Annotated in this window: 16 protein-coding genes and 2 tRNA genes; 8 read left to right on the forward strand and 10 right to left on the reverse strand. The window is 68.8% G+C overall.

The window, feature by feature from the left end:
* The first annotated feature begins 92 nt into the window (after nt 1–92).
* Nucleotides 93–1,727, forward strand: coding sequence for an AMP-binding protein (locus C8K38_RS10940; RefSeq protein ID WP_097211488.1), 1,635 nt, complete (start codon nt 93–95; stop codon nt 1,725–1,727).
* Between the two features lie 61 nt (nt 1,728–1,788).
* Here C8K38_RS10940 and C8K38_RS10945 read toward each other — a convergent pair whose 3' ends face one another.
* Nucleotides 1,789–3,633: a helicase HerA-like domain-containing protein gene (locus tag C8K38_RS10945; protein ID WP_097211489.1), complete on the reverse strand. Its 1,845-nt coding sequence runs from the start codon at nt 3,631–3,633 to the stop codon at nt 1,789–1,791.
* Between the two features lie 117 nt (nt 3,634–3,750).
* On the opposite strand from C8K38_RS10945, the gene orn reads away from it, so the two are divergent.
* A complete protein-coding gene (orn, locus tag C8K38_RS10950; protein WP_097211553.1) occupies nt 3,751–4,350 on the forward strand; it encodes an oligoribonuclease in 600 nt (199 codons plus the stop codon).
* Between the two features lie 89 nt (nt 4,351–4,439).
* A tRNA-His gene (locus tag C8K38_RS10955) sits at nt 4,440–4,512 on the forward strand.
* A 146-nt stretch (nt 4,513–4,658) separates the two neighbouring features.
* Here C8K38_RS10955 and C8K38_RS10960 read toward each other — a convergent pair.
* A complete protein-coding gene (locus tag C8K38_RS10960) occupies nt 4,659–5,804 on the reverse strand; it encodes a L,D-transpeptidase (protein ID WP_373560250.1) in 1,146 nt (381 codons plus the stop codon).
* Nucleotides 5,805–6,170: 366 nt separating this feature from the next.
* Between C8K38_RS10960 and C8K38_RS10965 the strand changes: the two genes are divergently transcribed.
* Nucleotides 6,171–6,243, forward strand: a tRNA-Lys gene (locus C8K38_RS10965).
* 93 nt (nt 6,244–6,336) lie between these two features.
* On the opposite strand, the gene C8K38_RS10970 is transcribed toward C8K38_RS10965, so the two are convergent.
* Complete coding sequence (locus C8K38_RS10970) at nt 6,337–6,822, reverse strand: hypothetical protein (RefSeq protein ID WP_097211491.1); 486 nt, start codon at nt 6,820–6,822, stop codon at nt 6,337–6,339.
* A gap of 8 nt (nt 6,823–6,830) precedes the next feature.
* Nucleotides 6,831–7,052, reverse strand: a complete 222-nt coding sequence (locus C8K38_RS10975; RefSeq protein ID WP_077042185.1) for a DUF3618 domain-containing protein — start codon at nt 7,050–7,052, stop codon at nt 6,831–6,833.
* 127 nt (nt 7,053–7,179) lie between these two features.
* Between C8K38_RS10975 and bcp the strand changes: the two genes are divergently transcribed.
* Entirely contained in the window at nt 7,180–7,653 is a 474-nt protein-coding gene (gene bcp, locus C8K38_RS10980; RefSeq protein ID WP_097211554.1) for a thioredoxin-dependent thiol peroxidase, read from the forward strand.
* A gap of 15 nt (nt 7,654–7,668) precedes the next feature.
* Here bcp and C8K38_RS10985 read toward each other — a convergent pair whose 3' ends face one another.
* The 4 genes from C8K38_RS10985 to C8K38_RS11000 all read right to left on the reverse strand — a co-directional run bounded on the left by C8K38_RS10985 (nt 7,669) and on the right by C8K38_RS11000 (nt 11,993).
* Nucleotides 7,669–9,015 carry a dipeptidase gene (locus tag C8K38_RS10985; protein WP_097211555.1) on the reverse strand — a complete coding sequence of 449 codons (1,347 nt, stop codon included), beginning with the start codon at nt 9,013–9,015 and terminating at the stop codon, nt 7,669–7,671.
* Nucleotides 9,016–9,048: 33 nt separating this feature from the next.
* Complete coding sequence (locus C8K38_RS10990) at nt 9,049–9,546, reverse strand: hypothetical protein (RefSeq protein ID WP_097211492.1); 498 nt, start codon at nt 9,544–9,546, stop codon at nt 9,049–9,051.
* Complete coding sequence (locus C8K38_RS10995) at nt 9,546–11,015, reverse strand: APC family permease (protein ID WP_097211493.1); 1,470 nt, start codon at nt 11,013–11,015, stop codon at nt 9,546–9,548. Before C8K38_RS10995 ends, C8K38_RS10990 begins: the two co-directional genes overlap by 1 nt.
* 171 nt (nt 11,016–11,186) lie before the next feature.
* The gene (locus C8K38_RS11000; RefSeq protein ID WP_306455727.1) at nt 11,187–11,993 is read right to left on the reverse strand and encodes a TetR/AcrR family transcriptional regulator; all 807 of its coding nucleotides are present in this window, start codon (nt 11,991–11,993) and stop codon (nt 11,187–11,189) included.
* A gap of 66 nt (nt 11,994–12,059) precedes the next feature.
* On the opposite strand from C8K38_RS11000, the gene C8K38_RS11005 reads away from it, so the two are divergent.
* The 3 genes from C8K38_RS11005 (at nt 12,060) to C8K38_RS11015 (ending at nt 14,590) form a co-directional block, all read left to right on the forward strand.
* Nucleotides 12,060–13,031: an ATP-binding cassette domain-containing protein gene (locus tag C8K38_RS11005; protein WP_097211495.1), complete on the forward strand. Its 972-nt coding sequence runs from the start codon at nt 12,060–12,062 to the stop codon at nt 13,029–13,031.
* Nucleotides 13,028–13,807, forward strand: coding sequence for an ABC transporter permease (locus tag C8K38_RS11010; protein WP_179800521.1), 780 nt, complete (start codon nt 13,028–13,030; stop codon nt 13,805–13,807). Before C8K38_RS11005 ends, C8K38_RS11010 begins: the two co-directional genes overlap by 4 nt.
* Before the next feature lie 93 nt (nt 13,808–13,900).
* On the forward strand, nt 13,901–14,590 hold the full coding sequence (locus C8K38_RS11015; RefSeq protein WP_245220990.1) for a TetR/AcrR family transcriptional regulator: 690 nt from the start codon (nt 13,901–13,903) through the stop codon (nt 14,588–14,590).
* A gap of 8 nt (nt 14,591–14,598) precedes the next feature.
* On the opposite strand, the gene C8K38_RS11020 is transcribed toward C8K38_RS11015, so the two are convergent.
* A complete protein-coding gene (locus C8K38_RS11020; protein WP_097211496.1) occupies nt 14,599–15,345 on the reverse strand; it encodes a MerR family transcriptional regulator in 747 nt (248 codons plus the stop codon).
* Nucleotides 15,346–15,352: 7 nt separating this feature from the next.
* A complete protein-coding gene (locus tag C8K38_RS11025; RefSeq protein ID WP_218840965.1) occupies nt 15,353–15,844 on the reverse strand; it encodes a DUF6194 family protein in 492 nt (163 codons plus the stop codon).
* Nucleotides 15,845–15,928 lie beyond the last annotated feature (84 nt).

Below are 15,928 nucleotides of genomic sequence, written 5' to 3' on the forward strand. Positions count from 1 at the left end.
CACGCCCATTGGCACGATCCTTACCGCCGAGTAAGTTACCGGGGGGCTGTGGCCGTCGCCATAAGACCCCAGATCGAGGAGGAACCGCCGAGATGCCGAGCGTTACCGGAGCAACCGACCTACTCAAGGGACTCGTCCCCGTCACCAAGGCGGGCATCGTCGGCCCGATGGGCCCGAGCAGGCTCGCCGGCGTCGTCTCCGCCTGGTACCAGTGGGACTTCACCGCGGGCGGCCTGCTCGCGGTGGCCGCGCGCCGCGACGGCGACCGGATCGCCGTCATCGACGACCGGGGGCCGATCAGCTACCGGCAGCTCGATGAGGACGCCCACGCGCTCGCCGCCGCGCTGCACGGGCGTGGGCTGCGCGAACGCGGGCGGATCGGCATCCTGGCCCGCAACCACCGCGGCTTCCTGATCGCGATGGGCGCGTCCGCACGGCTCGGCACCGACCTGGTGCTGCTGAACACCGGGGCCTCGACCACCCAGCTCGCCGAGGTGCTTGCGGAACAGAAGATCGACTGGCTGCTGGTCGATTCCGAGTTCACCCCGCTGCTGACGGACACGGCCCCCAGCGTCGCGGTGTTCGCCGACGCGGAGCCCGTGGAGGCTGCGAAGGCCTCGGACCTGGTGGGCTTCGAGGATTTGCTCGTGGACGGGCGGCGGAGCACCGCGCCGCTGGCCCGCCGTCCGAGGCGCGGCCGGATCGTCGTCCTCACCTCAGGCACGACGGGCACGCCCAAGGGCGCAAACCGGCCGGAACCGCGCAGCTGGATGCCCGCGTCCGCCCTGCTCTCGCGGCTGCCCCTGCGCAGCGCCGAGACCACGGTCGTCGCATCGCCGATCTTCCACACCTGGGGCCTGGCCGCCGCTCAGGTCGGCCTTGCCCTGCGCTCGACCATGGTGCTCACCCGCCGATTCGACCCGGCAGGCACCGTGGCCCAGGTCGCCGCACACCGGGCCACCGCGCTGTGGGTGGTACCGACGATGTTGCAGCGGATCACCGACCTGCCTGCCGGTGATCGGGACGTCGATCTCTCCACGCTGCGGGTGATCGCGGCCAGCGGCTCGGCGATCCCGACCGGGGTGGTGCACAAGACCTTCGAGGTGTTCGGGTCCGTGCTGTACAACTTCTACGGCTCCACGGAGGTGAGCTGGGCGTCGATCGCGCAGCCGCACGAGCTGCGTGAGCACCCCACCACCGCCGGCCGTCCCCCACTCGGGACCGTGGTGCGGATCCTCGACGATCGCGGCCACGAGGTGCCGCACGGCACCGTCGGCCGTGTCTTCGTCTGCAACGGAATGCTGTTCGAGGGCTACACCCGCAGCGGGAGCGAGAAGGAGATCAGCGGCGGGCTGATGTCCACCGGCGACCTGGGGCACTTCGACCCGACCGGTCTGCTGTTCCTCGACGGACGCAGCGACGACATGATCGTCTCGGGCGGCGAGAACGTCTACCCGCGCGAGGTCGAGAACCTGCTCAGCGAGCTGCCCGGGGTGCTGGAGAACGCGGTCGTCGGCATCGACGATCCGGAGTTCGGCGCGCGGCTGGCCGCCTACGTGGTGCGCACCGACGACCCCGACGGCGCGGGCCTGACGGAAGACGGGATCAAGTCGCACGTGAAGGCGCACCTCGCCCGGCACTGCGTCCCGCGCGAGGTCGCGTTCCTCGACGAACTCCCCCGCAACCCGGCGGGCAAGGTAGTTCCCCGCTTGCTCCCGAAGGGCTAGGCGGCTGCGCCGCCTGTGCGCGGTTGACGAGTCCATGGACTCGTCAACCGCGCACAGTGCGTCAGCGCTTGCGGCGGCGGCCGGTGCCGAAGATCGAGCGCGAGATCTCGCGTCCGGCGACGGTGGCCGCCGACCGCAGGAAACTCTTGACCGCCGCGTTCTCCATGATCTTCTCCACCGCGCTCGGCTCGTCCGGCGGCGGGGGCGGCAGGTCCGGCAGATCCGGCAGGGCGGGCGGCAGGTCGAGGCCGTCTACGTTCGGCGCGCCGGACACACTCGCCGTCAGCTTCTCGTAGGCCGATTCCCGGTCGATGGTCTGGCCGTACTTCGCGTGCAGCGGGCTCGCCGCGGCCGCCGCCCTGATCGCCGGCTCACCGATGGTGTCCATCAGCGACCGCGGCGGCGGGATCTTCGCCCACGCCACCGGCGTCGGCGCGCCCTTCTCGGACAGCACGGTCACCACCGCCTCACCGATGCCGAGCGAGGTCAGTGCCTTCTCCAGGTCGTAGTGCTCCGTCTTCGGGTAGGTGCGAACCGTCTTGTTCAGCGCCTTCTGATCGTCCGGGGTGAACGCGCGCAGGGCGTGCTGGATCCGGGCGCCGAGCTGCGAGAGCACGTTGTTGGGAACGTCCGTGGGCAGCTGGGTGCAGAAGAACACACCGACGCCCTTCGAGCGGATCAGTTTGACGGTCTGCTCCACCTGCTGCAGGAACGCCTTCGACGCGTCCGTGAACAGCAGGTGCGCCTCGTCGAAGATGAAGACCAGCTTGGGCTTGTCCACGTCGCCGACCTCGGGCAGCGTCTGGAACAGGTCGGCGAGCACCCACATCAGGAAGGTGGAGAACATCACCGGGCGGGCCGCCTGCGCGCCCAGCTCGAAGAGCGTGATGATGCCCTTGCCGTCCGGCCCGACCCGCAGCAGATCCTCGGTCTCCAGCTCCGGCTCGCCGAAGAAGGTGTCGCCGCCGTCCGCCTCCAGGTTGACCAGCGCGCGCAGGATCACGCCCGCGGTGGCCGAGGAGACACCGCCGATGCCCTTGAGGTCGGCCTTGCCCTCGTCGGAGGTCAGGTGCGCGATGACCGAGCGCAGGTCCTTGAGGTCGAGCAGCGCGAGGCCCTGGGTGTCCGCCCAGTGGAAGATCAACCCGAGCGTGGACTCCTGGGTTTCGTTGAGCCCCAACACCTTGCTCAGCAGGATCGGCCCGAAGCTGGTGATGCTCGCACGCACCGGGATGCCGATGCCCTCGGTGCCGAGCGAGAGGAACTCGACCGGGAACCCGGTCGGCACCCAGTCGGTGATGCCGGTCGAGACGGCCCGCGCGACCATCTTCTCGCTCGACTCGCCTGGCGCGGAGAGCCCGGACACGTCGCCCTTGACGTCGGCCATCACCACGGGCACGCCCGCGGCCGAGAGCTGCTCGCAGATGCCCTGCAAGGTCTTCGTCTTGCCTGTGCCGGTCGCGCCCGCGACCAGTCCGTGCCGGTTGATCGTGGCGAGCGGAATCCGGACGCGCGCAGCGGGATCCACGACGCCGTCGACGATCACCGTGCCCAGCTCCAGCGCCGCGCCCTCGAACGCGTAGCCCGCGGCGATCTCCTGCGCGGCAGGGCTCGGGGCGGCGGCGGTCTCGACCGGGGCGGGGGCCGCTGCGGCGGGCGTGGCTTCGGCCGCCGGACCGTCGGCGGGAGCGGTTTCGACCGGCGCCGGCTTGGCCGGGGTCTTCGCCGCCTGGACCCGCGCTGCTTCTGCGGCGGCCTGCTCCGCGGCCTCTGCCGCCGCCAGCGCCTCCGCCGCCACGCGGGCGGCCTCCTCGGCAGCGGCCTTGGCGGCCTTGGCCTTCTCCTCGAGCGATACCGAGTCCACCTGTGGAGCGGATTCACCGGATGAGGTTGGATCCACCGTCATTCATGCCCTCCTCGGAGCGACAACGTCGTCGAATGTGTCCGCCGCCGCCCAGCCGACCGGGCCCGCGAAGCGACCAGTTGACCTTAACCCGGCCATCGGCTGACTACTGTGTTCATGGTGCAGGACAAACTTGTGTGGATCGATTGCGAAATGACCGGACTGCGGCTCGGCACGGACAAGCTGATCGAGGTGGCCGCGCTGGTCACCGACAGCGATCTGAACGTGCTCGGAGAAGGTGTGGACATCGTCATCCACGCCGACGACGCCGCGCTGGCCGACATGCCCGACGTCGTCAAGGAGATGCACGAGCGCTCCGGACTGACCGAGGAGGTGCGCCGGTCGACGGTGACGCTCGAGGAGGCCGAACAGCAGGTGCTCGCCTACATCCGCGAGCACATCCCCGCCGCGGGCACCGCTCCCCTGGCCGGCAACTCGATCGCCACCGACCGCGGATTCCTCGCCAGGGACATGCCCGCACTGGACAAGTACCTGCACTACCGGATGATCGACGTCAGCTCGATCAAGGAGCTGTGCCGCCGCTGGTATCCCCGGATCTACTTCGGTCAGCCGGAGAAGGGGCTCGCACACCGAGCGCTGGCGGACATCCAGGAATCCATCCGCGAACTCAAGTACTACCGACGGACCGCGTTCGTCGCGGAGCCCGGTCCCACCACCGACGACATCGCCGCGGTCGTCGAGGATCTGGTCGCCGAATAGATATCGATTGGCATTCCGGCGACGAGTCAGGCTAATATCGTGCACGCCGATACGGAGCAGCCCGCGAGGGTGAAACCGCGCCGGCAATGGTGACTGTAGTTCAGTTGGTAGAGCACCAGGTTGTGATCCTGGCTGTCGCGGGTTCGAGTCCCGTCAGTCACCCGAAGAGAACGCCCCCCGACTCCGGTCGGGGGGCGTTCTCCGTTTCCGGGGCATGCACGGACCCTGAGACCCGGCGCACCGGTCCGTACAACGCGAAGGGCCCCGCACCCTGTTGTGGGTGCGGGGCCCTCGCTACGGCCGCGAGATCAGGCGTTGCCGGCCTTCCAGGTCGCCCACGGGATGTTCCAGTCGCCGAGGCCGTCGGTGCCGGGCAGCGTGCCGCCGACGGTGTTCTTCACGATCGCCAGGTCGCCGCGCTTGGTGTTCTCGAACACCCATCGGGCGTTGGCCGGACTCAGGTTCAGGCAACCGTGGCTCGTGTTGGTGGAACCCTGCTCCCCCACCGACCACGGCGCGGAGTGGAAGAAGATGCCGCTGTACGACATTCGGGTCGCGTAGTCGACGGGAGTCTTGTATCCCTGTGGGGAGTTCACCGGGACGCCGTACGTGGACGAGTCCATGATCAGGTGCTCGAAACGGTCGCCGATGATGTACACACCGTTGTCGGTCGGCGAGCTGTCCTTGCCCATGGACGTCGGCATCGTCATGACCACCTGGCCGTTGCGCTCGAAGGTGACCTGCTTGGTGTTGTCGTCGGCGTACGCGATCATCGAGTCGCCGATCCGGAACTCGCGGTGCTCGTTCGCCTGACCGAACAGGGTGCCGCCGAGGTTACGGCCGAAGACGTTGACGTCCACGGTCACCGCGGTGCCAGGGGCCCAGTAGTTCTCGGGGCGCCAGCGCACCTCGCGGTCGTTGACCCAGTAGAAGGCGCCCGGCACCGGCGGGTTGGTGACGACCGTGATGGCTTCCTGCGCGGCCTTGCGGTCGGGGATCGACTCGTCGAACTGCACCGCGACGGGCTGACCGATGCCGACGACGTCCCCGTCCCCCGGCATCACGTACGGCTTGGTGATGTTGCCCGGCGAACTCGTGGTGAAGCTCGACACCGTTGTGCTCGCGCCGCCCAGCCCGAAAGCGTCGGCCTGAAGACGGTATTCGCCGTTGTACTTGAGCGGCTGCGTGTTCACCCAGGATTGACCGTCCGGGGCGATGGCGCCTGCCACCGGGTCGCCGGACTCGTCGAGGAGCGTCACCTTCGACAGCTTGCCGTCCGCCACCCGGACCGCGACGGGGTCGCCAGGCGAGTACCCGACCGCGCCGTCCGCGACGGCGGAGGTCACCTTTGGCTTGATCAGCTCGAACACCGGGTTCAGGTCGATGGCCGCCTGCGCGGGCGCCGCCTCGGCATCCTCACCGAACTGCACCGTGCACCCCGTCGCCACGAGCATCGCTGCCGCTGCGAGAGCCACCGCACTCAGCGTTCCCCGTATGGTCGCCACCCTGATCCCCACCCTCATGTACTCGAAGCCACTAAACACACCATCCACAACCGGCCGCCACAGGGCGCACACCGGACGCGCAGAGCTGTGAACTGCCATGATGCCAGGCTCGGCGCCATGCCAGCCAACAGCGTCCCGGCCGACCCAATAACGTTCACATTCCAATCGCCGCCCGGGCCGCGAGTGTTACCCCGTACAGGCCCCTGACCAGCCCGTCGAGTGCCGACGGGGGGCTGATTTGCATTCGCTCGGATCGCTCGTCTAATGTTCTCCACGTCGCAGAGAGCGGGGCGCGAGTCCCGAGCGAGTGACAATGCGCCTATAGCTCAGTTGGTAGAGCAAGTGACTCTTAATCACTGGGTCCGGGGTTCGAGTCCCTGTGGGCGCACACGAGAAGGCCCCGACCATCACGGTCGGGGCCTTCTTTGTTGTCGGTTGGGGGCCGGCATCGTTGAGGGAAGGGCAGACCGGGGTTCGGTGCTCAGTTCGCGAAGTGCCGTCGCAGCTTTCGGTGCCGGTGCGCGAAGAACCCGCCGATCACCCGCTCCAGCAGCCCGGGCAGCCCGGGGACCGCGGCGATCGGACCGCGCGGCTCGAAACGCACGCGGTCGTGCACGAGGGTCGCTCGCGCGCCCTCGTCGGTCAGGGTCCGCTCATGTTCCCATGTCCGCATCGAGGCCATCGTCGAGCGCTCGAGGAACCGGTGGCCCGGCTCCAATTCGGCGAGCATCAGGTCGTCATGGTCGAACGGGACGATGCCGAACAGGTACAGCCGGCATCGTCCGACCTTGCGGCCGACCTCTACGGTGTCCACCGTCAGCCCCCGAGCGCCCCTGGGCATCGCCATCCGCAGCAGCGGCATCATCTCGTCGTTGATGCCCTGCGGGGTGACGATCCGCGCCCAGACGGCCTCGCACGGCGCCTCGACGACCGAGGTCCGCTCGAAGGTGCGGAATCGGGTGGACACCGCGTCGATCAGCGGAAGATCTTGCGCAGCACCAGTACCGCGACCAAGGCGCCCGCGCCGATCAGGGCGAACTTGACCGGCGGTTCGTTGATCTTGGCGACCAGGCCCGCCTTGGCGTTCTCGACCAGTCGCTTCGGGTTGGTGCGGACGCTCAGTTCGTCGAGCGTGCTGGCGAGCTGGTTGCGCGCCTGCTCGATGTCGCGCTCGATGCTCTCGGTGTCCCTGGGCACGTGGATCCCACTTTCTCTCATCGTCGATCTTGCTTGGTCATGACCGTACCGGTGCGGCGCGCGTGTGCGCAGGGAGGAACCGCCGACGTCCGGTGTCACGGCCGGGGCTGCCAGTAACCTGGTCGGCGTGACCGAGAACATCAGACTCGCCGCCGGGGACACCGCGCCCGGATTCACCCTGCCCGACGCCGACGGCAAGGAGGTCTCGCTCGCCGACTACCGCGGACGCAAGGTGATCGTGTACTTCTACCCGGCGGCCAGCACCCCCGGCTGCACCAAGCAGGCCTGCGACTTCCGCGACAACCTGGCCGAGCTGAACGGCGCGGGCCTCGACGTCATCGGCATCTCCCCCGACAAGCCGGCGAAGCTGGCCAAGTTCCGCGACAACGAGGAGCTCACCTTCCCGTTGCTGTCGGATCCGGAGCGCGAGACGCTCAAGGCCTGGGGCGCGTTCGGCGAGAAGACCATGTACGGCAAGACCGTGCAGGGCGTGATCCGCTCCACCTTCCTGGTCGACGAGCAGGGCAAGATCGAGGTGGCCCAGTACAACGTCCGGGCCACCGGTCACGTCGCCAAGCTGCGCCGCGACCTGTCCGTCTGAGCCCGGCCGCGTAGATCAACGGGTGGCGGCGAACCGTCCGAGGAACAGCGCCTCCGCGACCGCGAGGTTCTCGATCTCGGACGGGTCGACGCTCTCGTTGGGTGCATGGATGAGGCAGCGCGGCTCCTCGACCCCGAGCATCACGATCTCCGCACCGGGGATCATGGTCGCGAAGACGTTGCAGAGCGGGATCGAGCCGCCCTGCCCCACCGTGCCGAGCGGCTTCCCGAAAGCCTCGGCCATGGCGTCGGCCAGGGCCGCGTAGCCGGGCCCGTCCGTACTGGCGCGGAACGGCGATCCGATCTGCTCCGGTTCGACCGTCACCCGCGCACCCCACGGCGCGGCGGCCTCCAGGTGTGCGATCAGCGCGTCCTGCGCCTTCTGCGGATCCATCCCGGGCGGTACCCGCAGATTCAGTCGCGCCGACGCCCTCGGCTGGATCGCGGCGGCAGACCCCACGACCGGCGGGCAGTCCATCCCGAGGATCGTCAGCGCGGGCCTGGCCCACACCGAATCCGCGACCGAACCCGATCCGGGCAGGCCGACCCCGTCGAGCACCCCGGCGTCGGTGCGGAACTGCGCCTCGGCGTATTCGGCGCCGTCCCACCGCTGCCCGGAGTCCAGGCCCTCGACCACGGTGTTGCCGTCCTCGTCGCGGAGCGTGGCCAGCATCTGTACCAGCGCGGCGAGGGCGTCGGGCGCGGGCCCGCCGAACATCCCGGAGTGCACCTCCCCCGCCATCGTCTCGACGTGCACGACGACATTCGCCATCCCCCGCAGGGTGATCGTCGCCGTCGGCTCGCCGACCTCGGCGTTGCCGGTGTCCACCACCAGGATCATGTCGGCCTCGAACAGTTCGGGGCGCTGTTGCACCAGCTCCTCGAGGCCACCGGTGCCCATCTCCTCGGAACCCTCGGCCACCACCCGGATGCCGACGGGGAACGGCGTGCCCAGCGCGCGCAATGCGAGCAGGTGCATCACGATGTTGCCCTTGCAGTCCGCCGCACCACGCCCGTACCAGCGGCCGTCGCGTTCGGTGAGCTCGAACGGCGGGGTGTGCCACAGCTGCTCGTTGCCCGGTGGCTGAACGTCGTAGTGGCAGTAGAGGAGAACCGTCGGAGCGCCCTCGGGCCCCGGCTGGTGCCCGACGACAGCGTTCGAGCCGTCCGGGGTCTCGATCAGTTCGACCTGCCCGATCCCGGCCGCGACGAACGCGTCCCGCACCCAGTTCGCCGCGTCCGTGCACCCCTGCGGCGGGAACTGACGGGGATCGGCCACCGACTTGAAGCCCACCAGCGTCGCGAGCTCCGTGCGCGCCGTGGGCATCAAGTCCCTTACCTTGGAGCGAATCTCGTCCGGCATTGCCACCTCCTGGGCTGTCACCGACGGCTCCCGCTAATTGCCGTCGACAAGTTTCAGATCGTTCAGGGATTCCTCGAACTCGGCCGACTGCTCCGGGCAGTAGACCTCGATCACCAACCGTGCCCCCGCCACCGCGTCGTGGGTCGCGAGAATGGGACGCTGGCCGGGTCCGGCGGCACCGCTGACCAGTTGCTGATTGAGCACACCGGCCTTGAGTGCGCTGCCGGGATCGGTGCACGCGGCACCGCCGTCCGATCCGAGCACCCGCGCTGTCGCCTCGACGTCGAGAGCGCCCAGGCCCGCCGCCTCGAACTGCGCCGCGAGCTCGGTGGCCTTGGCGTCCGCCTCGTCGGTGCGCTTGTTCTCGTTGAAGGTGACCAGACCCCAGGCCGCCAGCCCGACGAACACCGCGAAGGCCGCCAGGTAGAGGATCCAGTGTCTGTTCTCCGGCCGCTTGTGCAGATCGTCGACGGGGGCGACGCTCACCTCGCCGACCTCTGGCCGTGTGTCGCCGTCCTCTGGTGTGGTCATCACGCCTCCTTCTCCAACGGGTCTGCCGAGACTTCCTGTTTCCATGACGGTTTGCGCAGGGCCAGGATCAGGAGCGGGACCCCGATCCCGACGATCCCGAACCCGCCACCGACGATGAGGATGTAGACGAAGACGCTGCCGCCGCCGAACTGAGAGGGCGGCACGAACCCGATGCAGAATGCCGCGAGGCTCGAGACGATGCCGACCCAGCAGAGCAGGAAGAGCGCGGGCGCGCGGTAGCCACGCGGCTGCTCCGGCCGGTTCTTGCGCAGCCGCATCGCGGCCACGAACATCAGCAGATACACCACGAGGTAGACCTGGGTGGTGATCACCGACAGGATCCAGTAGGCGCTGGAGACCTCCGGGATGAAGGCGTACAGCAACGCGATGAGGGTGGTCACCGCACCCTGTGCGACCAGGATGTTCTGCTGGACCCCGTGCTTGTTCAACCGCTGCAGGATCGGTGGCAGGAACCCGTCCTGCCTCCCGATCATGAGCAGCCCCTTGGAGGGCCCGGCCAACCAGGTCAGCATCCCGCCCAGCGATGCTGCGATCAGCATCAACGCCAGAATCGGTGTCGCCCATCCGAATCCGAAGTGCGCGAAGAAGATGTCGAACGCCTGCATCACGCCCGCGGTGAGCGAGAGCTTCTCGGCAGGCACCACCCAGCTGATCGCGATGGCGGGCAGGATGAAGATGGCGAGCACCAGGCCCATCGCGACGAACATCGCGCGCGGGAACTCCTTGGCCGGCTTGCGCAGGCTGGAGACGTGGACGGCGTTCATCTCCATTCCCGAGTACGACAGGAAGTTGTTGACGATGAGCACCAGGCTCGCGATGCCGGTCCACGCGGGGAGCAGCGCGCTGAACTCCATCGGCGCGGCGGAGGGGTTGCCCTGCCCGAGGAACACCACGCCCATGACGATCAGCAGCACGCCCGGGATCAGGGTGCCGAGAACGAGTCCGGCGCTCGAGAGTCCGGCCACGGCCTTCATCCCTCGCGAGGAGACGAAGACCCCGGTCCAGAACAGGGTGACGATGATGATCGCGGTGTAGAGCCCGTTCGAGGCCAACGCCGGATTGATCACGTAGGCGAAGGTGCTGGCCACGTAGGCCAGCAGCGTCGGGTAGTAGAAGATCGTCATCGCGAACTGGCACCAGACGGCGAGGAAACCCGCCTTGTCGGAGATGCCCTCGCCCACCCAGCGGTAGACCCCGCCGGACCAGCCCGAGGCGAGCTCGGCCGCCACCAGCGAGGTCGGCAGCAGGAACACGATCGCCGGAACGATGTAGAGGAACACGCACGCGAGGCCGTATATCGCCATCGACGGCGCGGAGCGCAGGCTGGCAACCGAGCTCGTGGTCATCATCGCCAGCGCGATCCAGGTGATGTATTGCTGCCGGGGCGCGACGGGGAGTCGCCTCGGCGTCGCGGCGCTGTCCGCCGGACCCTCTGTGTCAACGCTCATCGGTTCCCACCAATCGACGTCGTACCGGGTCACCGACGCGACCGCGGGCTTCCCCCTTGCACTATTCCCCCGGCGCAACGGATTTGCAGCGGATCATGCACGTCCAGCGCGCGAATTCACCCGGTTCGGATGAGGGGTGCGCGCCCGCAACAACGGCTGAGGACCGGCCCGTCAGCGGTGCGCGTCGACCAACTTCTCGATGCCGTCGAGCATCAGGCCGAGCGCAAAGGCGAAGTCCGCGTCCTCCCAGTCGACCTCGGGGTCGGCGTCGAAAATGCCGTCCGCGAGCGCCCCGGTCAGGTGGGGGAACTCCGCCGGGGAGAGCAGGCGCGGCAGCAGCACCGGATAGTCCAGTGCGGCGGCGTACTCGGGCGACACGGTGGCGGAGGCAGCCGCGAAGTCCGCTGCGAAACGGGCGCGCCCGATCACGTAGAGCGAGGTGTTGAGGACGATCTGGAAACGCAGCGGCTTCGGCAGCGGCGTGTCGGCCAGGCAGCCGAGTCCGACCTCCAGCCACGCCATGTTGTTGGGTCCGGTCGGTGGCACCCCCCCGAGGGACAGCTGCAGCCACCACCGGTGCCGCATCAAGGCCTCGTACTCGGAGGTCGCCCACTGCGCCAACGCCTCCCGCCACGGCGTACCCGGCTCGATGTGCGGCGCGGGCCCCACCACCCGGTCGGTGATCAGCTCGATCAGCTCGTCCTTGCTCTTGACGTACCGATAGAGCGACATGGTCGTGAAGCCCAGTTCCTTCGCCAGGCGGGCCATCGACAGCGCTGCGGCACCCTCCGCATCCGCGACTTCGATTGCGGTGTCGAGGATCTTCTCGATGCTCAGTCCGCGGCGCGGACCCCGACTGCCCGGTTCGGCCAGCCCCCAGGCGAGCTTGACGGCCCGTGGCAGATCCCCGGCCCCCGCGTTGTCCGCACCACTCGTATCCATATCCGTACCGCTCCCGTCGTCACCTCTTGCGCTCATCGTAAAACTGTGTACCTTATAAACCAAAGTGTATGACATACACAGTTTCGTGAAAGGGACTATCCCATGACAAGACCCGAATCCACCGGCGCGATTTCCGTCGCCGGGCTCACCAAGTCCTACGGCGACCACACCGTGCTCGATGGACTCGACCTGTTCGTGCCCGAGGGCGGGGTGTTCGCACTGCTCGGCGCCAACGGCGCGGGCAAGACCACCACCGTCCGGATCCTGTCCACCCTGATGCCCTTCGACTCCGGCACCGTCAGCGTGGCAGGGCACGACCTGCCCCGATCGGCCCAGGAGGTGCGCCGCAGCATCAGCGTCACCGGTCAGTACGCGGCGGTCGACAAGCTGCTCACCGCCCGGGAGAACCTCGCGCTCATGGGCGAGCTCCATCACCTCGGCAGGCGCGAATCGCGGCGCCGCGCAGCCGAACTCCTGGACCGCTTCTCCCTCTTGGACGCGGCGGACCGGCGGTCCGAGACCTACTCGGGCGGCATGCGGCGGCGCCTCGACCTGGCGATGAGCCTGGTGGCGAACCCGAAGGTGGTGTTCCTCGACGAGCCGACGACCGGTCTGGACCCGCGCAGCCGCCGCGACATGTGGATCGTCATCCGTGAGCTGGTCGCGAGCGGCGTGACCATCTTCCTCACCACCCAGTACCTCGACGAGGCCGACGAGCTCGCCGACCGGATCGCCGTCATCGACGGGGGCCGGATCGTGGCCGAGGGCACCGCCGACGAGCTCAAGCGGCTCGTCCATGGCGGACACATGGAGCTGCAACTCACCGATCCCGCCCAGCTGGACCGGGCCGCGGGCGCGTTGCCCGGGTCCGTCACGCGCCCCGAGACCCTCACCGTCGAGGTGCCAACCGACGGCAGCATCGCGTCCCTGCGCGCCCTGCTCGACCGCATCGACGACGACATCTCGGTCGAGAAGTTCGCCCTGCACACGCCCGACCTCGACGACGTCTTCTTCGCCCTCACCGGCTCGCCCCGCGACGCCGACGCCCCGACCACGAAAGCAGCAGCCCGATGAGCACCCAGACCCTGCCCCGCACCGCCGTCGCCGCCGACTCGCTGGCAATGCTGCGCCGAAGCCTCAAACACCTGCTGCGCAGCCCGGACTCGATGATCATGGCGGTCGCGCTGCCGATCATGCTGATGCTGCTGTTCGTGTACGTCTTCGGTGGCGCGATCGACACCGGCACCGCATACATCAACTACGTGGTGCCCGGAATCATCCTGCTGTGCGCCGCCTTCGGCGCCTCGACGACCGCGGTCGGCGTCTCGTCCGACATGACCGAGGGCATCATCGACCGGTTCCGGACGCTACCCATCGCCCAGTCCTCGTTCCTGACCGGGCACGTGCTCGCCAGCGTGGTCCGCAACCTGCTCACCACTGCGATCGTCTTCGCGGTCGCCCTGCTGATGGGCTTCCGCCCGACCAGCGACCCGATGAAGTGGCTCGGCGTGATCGGGATGATCGCGGCCTTCGTCTTCGTCCTGTCGTACCTGTCGACGGCCCTCGGCCTGCTGGCGAAGAACCCGGAGGCGGCGGGCGGGTTCACCTTCGTCATCATGTTCCTGCCGTACGTCAGCAGCGCCTTCGTGCCTGCCGAGACGATGCCGACCTGGCTGCGGTGGTTCGCAGAGAACCAGCCGATCACCCCGATCATCGAGACGGTCCGCGGCCTGCTGATGGGCACCCCGATCGGCAACAGTGCCTGGCTCGCGGTGGCCTGGTGCGCGGTGATCGCGGCGGTCGGGTTCGTCTGGGCGAACGTCCTGTACCGCAACCGCGTCACCCGGTAGCTCCCCCGGGTATCCGATACCCCGGGAAACACCCAGAACCCGGGGTTCATCGGATCCGGCGACAAAGACGGATAACCTGGACAGGTGGAGTCCATGACCAGCAGCCGAACCTCGCGCCGCGCGGACCCGGCCCTGGAGGCTGGTGCCGACCCAGCCGCGCTGGAGGAACTGCTCCCCCGCAAGAGGCCGACCCAGGAGCGCAGCCGACGAAAGTTCGACGCCCTGCTCGCCTCGTCGCGGGACCTGCTCACCGATGTCGGGTTCGAGTCGTTCACCTGCGAGGAGGTGGCGTCTCGGGCCGATGTCCCCATCGGCACGCTCTACCAGTTCTTCGCCAACAAGTACGTGATCGTGTGCGAACTGAACCGGCAGGACTTCACCTCGGTGCGCGACGAACTCGAGCAGTTCAACGGCGAGGTGCCCTCACTCGACTGGCTGCGGTTCCTTAACAACTTCGTCGATCACCTGGCGAAGCTGTGGACCTCGGACCCGTCGCGGCGCGAGGTGTGGCTGGCGATGCAGTCCACCCCGTCGACGCGGGCCACCGGAAAGATCCAGGAGCGCCAGCTCGCCGAGCAGATCTCCCGGATGCTCGCGCCACTGACCCCGCGCACCGAACGCGACCGCCGCACGATGATGGCCGAGGTCCTCGTCCACGTCGTGTACTCGATGCTCAACTTCTCGGTCCAGGACGGGCAGAGCCACGCGGACGCCGTCGACGAGCTGAAGCGGCTGATGGCCGCGTACCTCCTCGTCGCCGAGAAGGAATCGCGCTCCACCTGAGCGGGCGGTCACGAACCGGCGCGATCGGCGTTCGCCACGATCGCGTCGTGCACGTACCACGCGAACCCCGGTGCGATCTCGTCCCACTGCGCGACGGTCGCCGGGTCGGACAGGTAGTGCGCGGCCACCTTTCGGTGCTGCCGATGGCTGCAGGGGAAGAACCAGCGCGCCAGGTGCGTCCGGTGATCCTCGGCGGCCCGCATCGCGACCTCGCCGTCGGCGGGCTCGCCCGCGGCCAATGCGGCCGCGAAGGACGCGATGTCGGAATCGGCCTCCGCCTTGATCGCCGCCCAGTCCTCCTTCGTATAGGCCGCCGTGTGGGCGTCGACCCCCCACTGCTGCTCGACCTCCGCGAGCGCGGAACCGAAGCGGTCGGTGTCGAATATCTCGAGCTGCTCGGCGGCGGTCAGCGCGATGCCCGAGCCGCTCGCCCGCAGTTCGTGTTCGACGGCGTCGAGCAGGCCGTCGATGCGGGCCCGGCGCTCGCGCAGCAGCCGGTGCTGCCTGCGCAGATGCGCGTCAGGGTGCACCGCGGGATCGGCCAGGATCTCCGCGATCTCCTCGAGGCCGAACTCGAGCTCCCGGTAGAACAGGATCTGACGCAGCCGCGCGACATCGGCGCCCGTGTACCGCCGGTGGTTGGCGGTGCTGCGCGCGTGCGGCGTCAGCAGCCCGATGGCGTCGTAGTGGTGCAGGGTCCGCACCGAGACGCCGGACAGCCGCGCGAGCTCCCCGACCGTGTACCCGTCGTCCATACTCCGATCATCGCCCACCGTCACCCGTCCGGCGACGGCGCGCGGCGTGCGCGCGGGCCCGGTCGAACAGGTCCTGCACCAGCGGGAGGCTCGCCCGCGTGGGACACACGATCGACACCCAGGACTGCGCAGCGTACGTCGGGTGCGGCAGCAGCCGGTCGCCGACGGTGAAGTCGATCCAGTCCGCGTGCGCGGCGTGTGCGGCAGGCGGGTAGCCGAGCAGCTCCTCGAACCCGGCCCGACCGACGCCGAAGTTCACGCGGAACGCACCGTCACGATCCAGCGCCGAGTAGGTGTCCCAACCGGGCACGTCCTGGGTCACGATCGTCGCGAACGGGAACTTCCGGTCCGGGTCGAGGTGGACGAACGAGTCACCCCGGGAGGCTTCGGGCGCCCCGCTCGCCTCGTCGGCGGTCACCACGACCACCCCCGGCAACCGCGTCGCCGCGTCGATCACGTCCTGCTCCGTCAACATCCCGTCGTTCTCGTCTGCAGTCATGCCGCCACGCTAGGACCTCACGTCGCGTCAGGTGCAAGGCCGCCGAACGGGGACGAGGCCGGCCCGCGGATCGCTCCGCGGGCC

The organism is Rhodococcus sp. OK611 (genome assembly GCF_003050885.1).
In the GTDB taxonomy this organism is placed as follows: domain Bacteria; phylum Actinomycetota; class Actinomycetes; order Mycobacteriales; family Mycobacteriaceae; genus Rhodococcus_G; species Rhodococcus_G oryzae.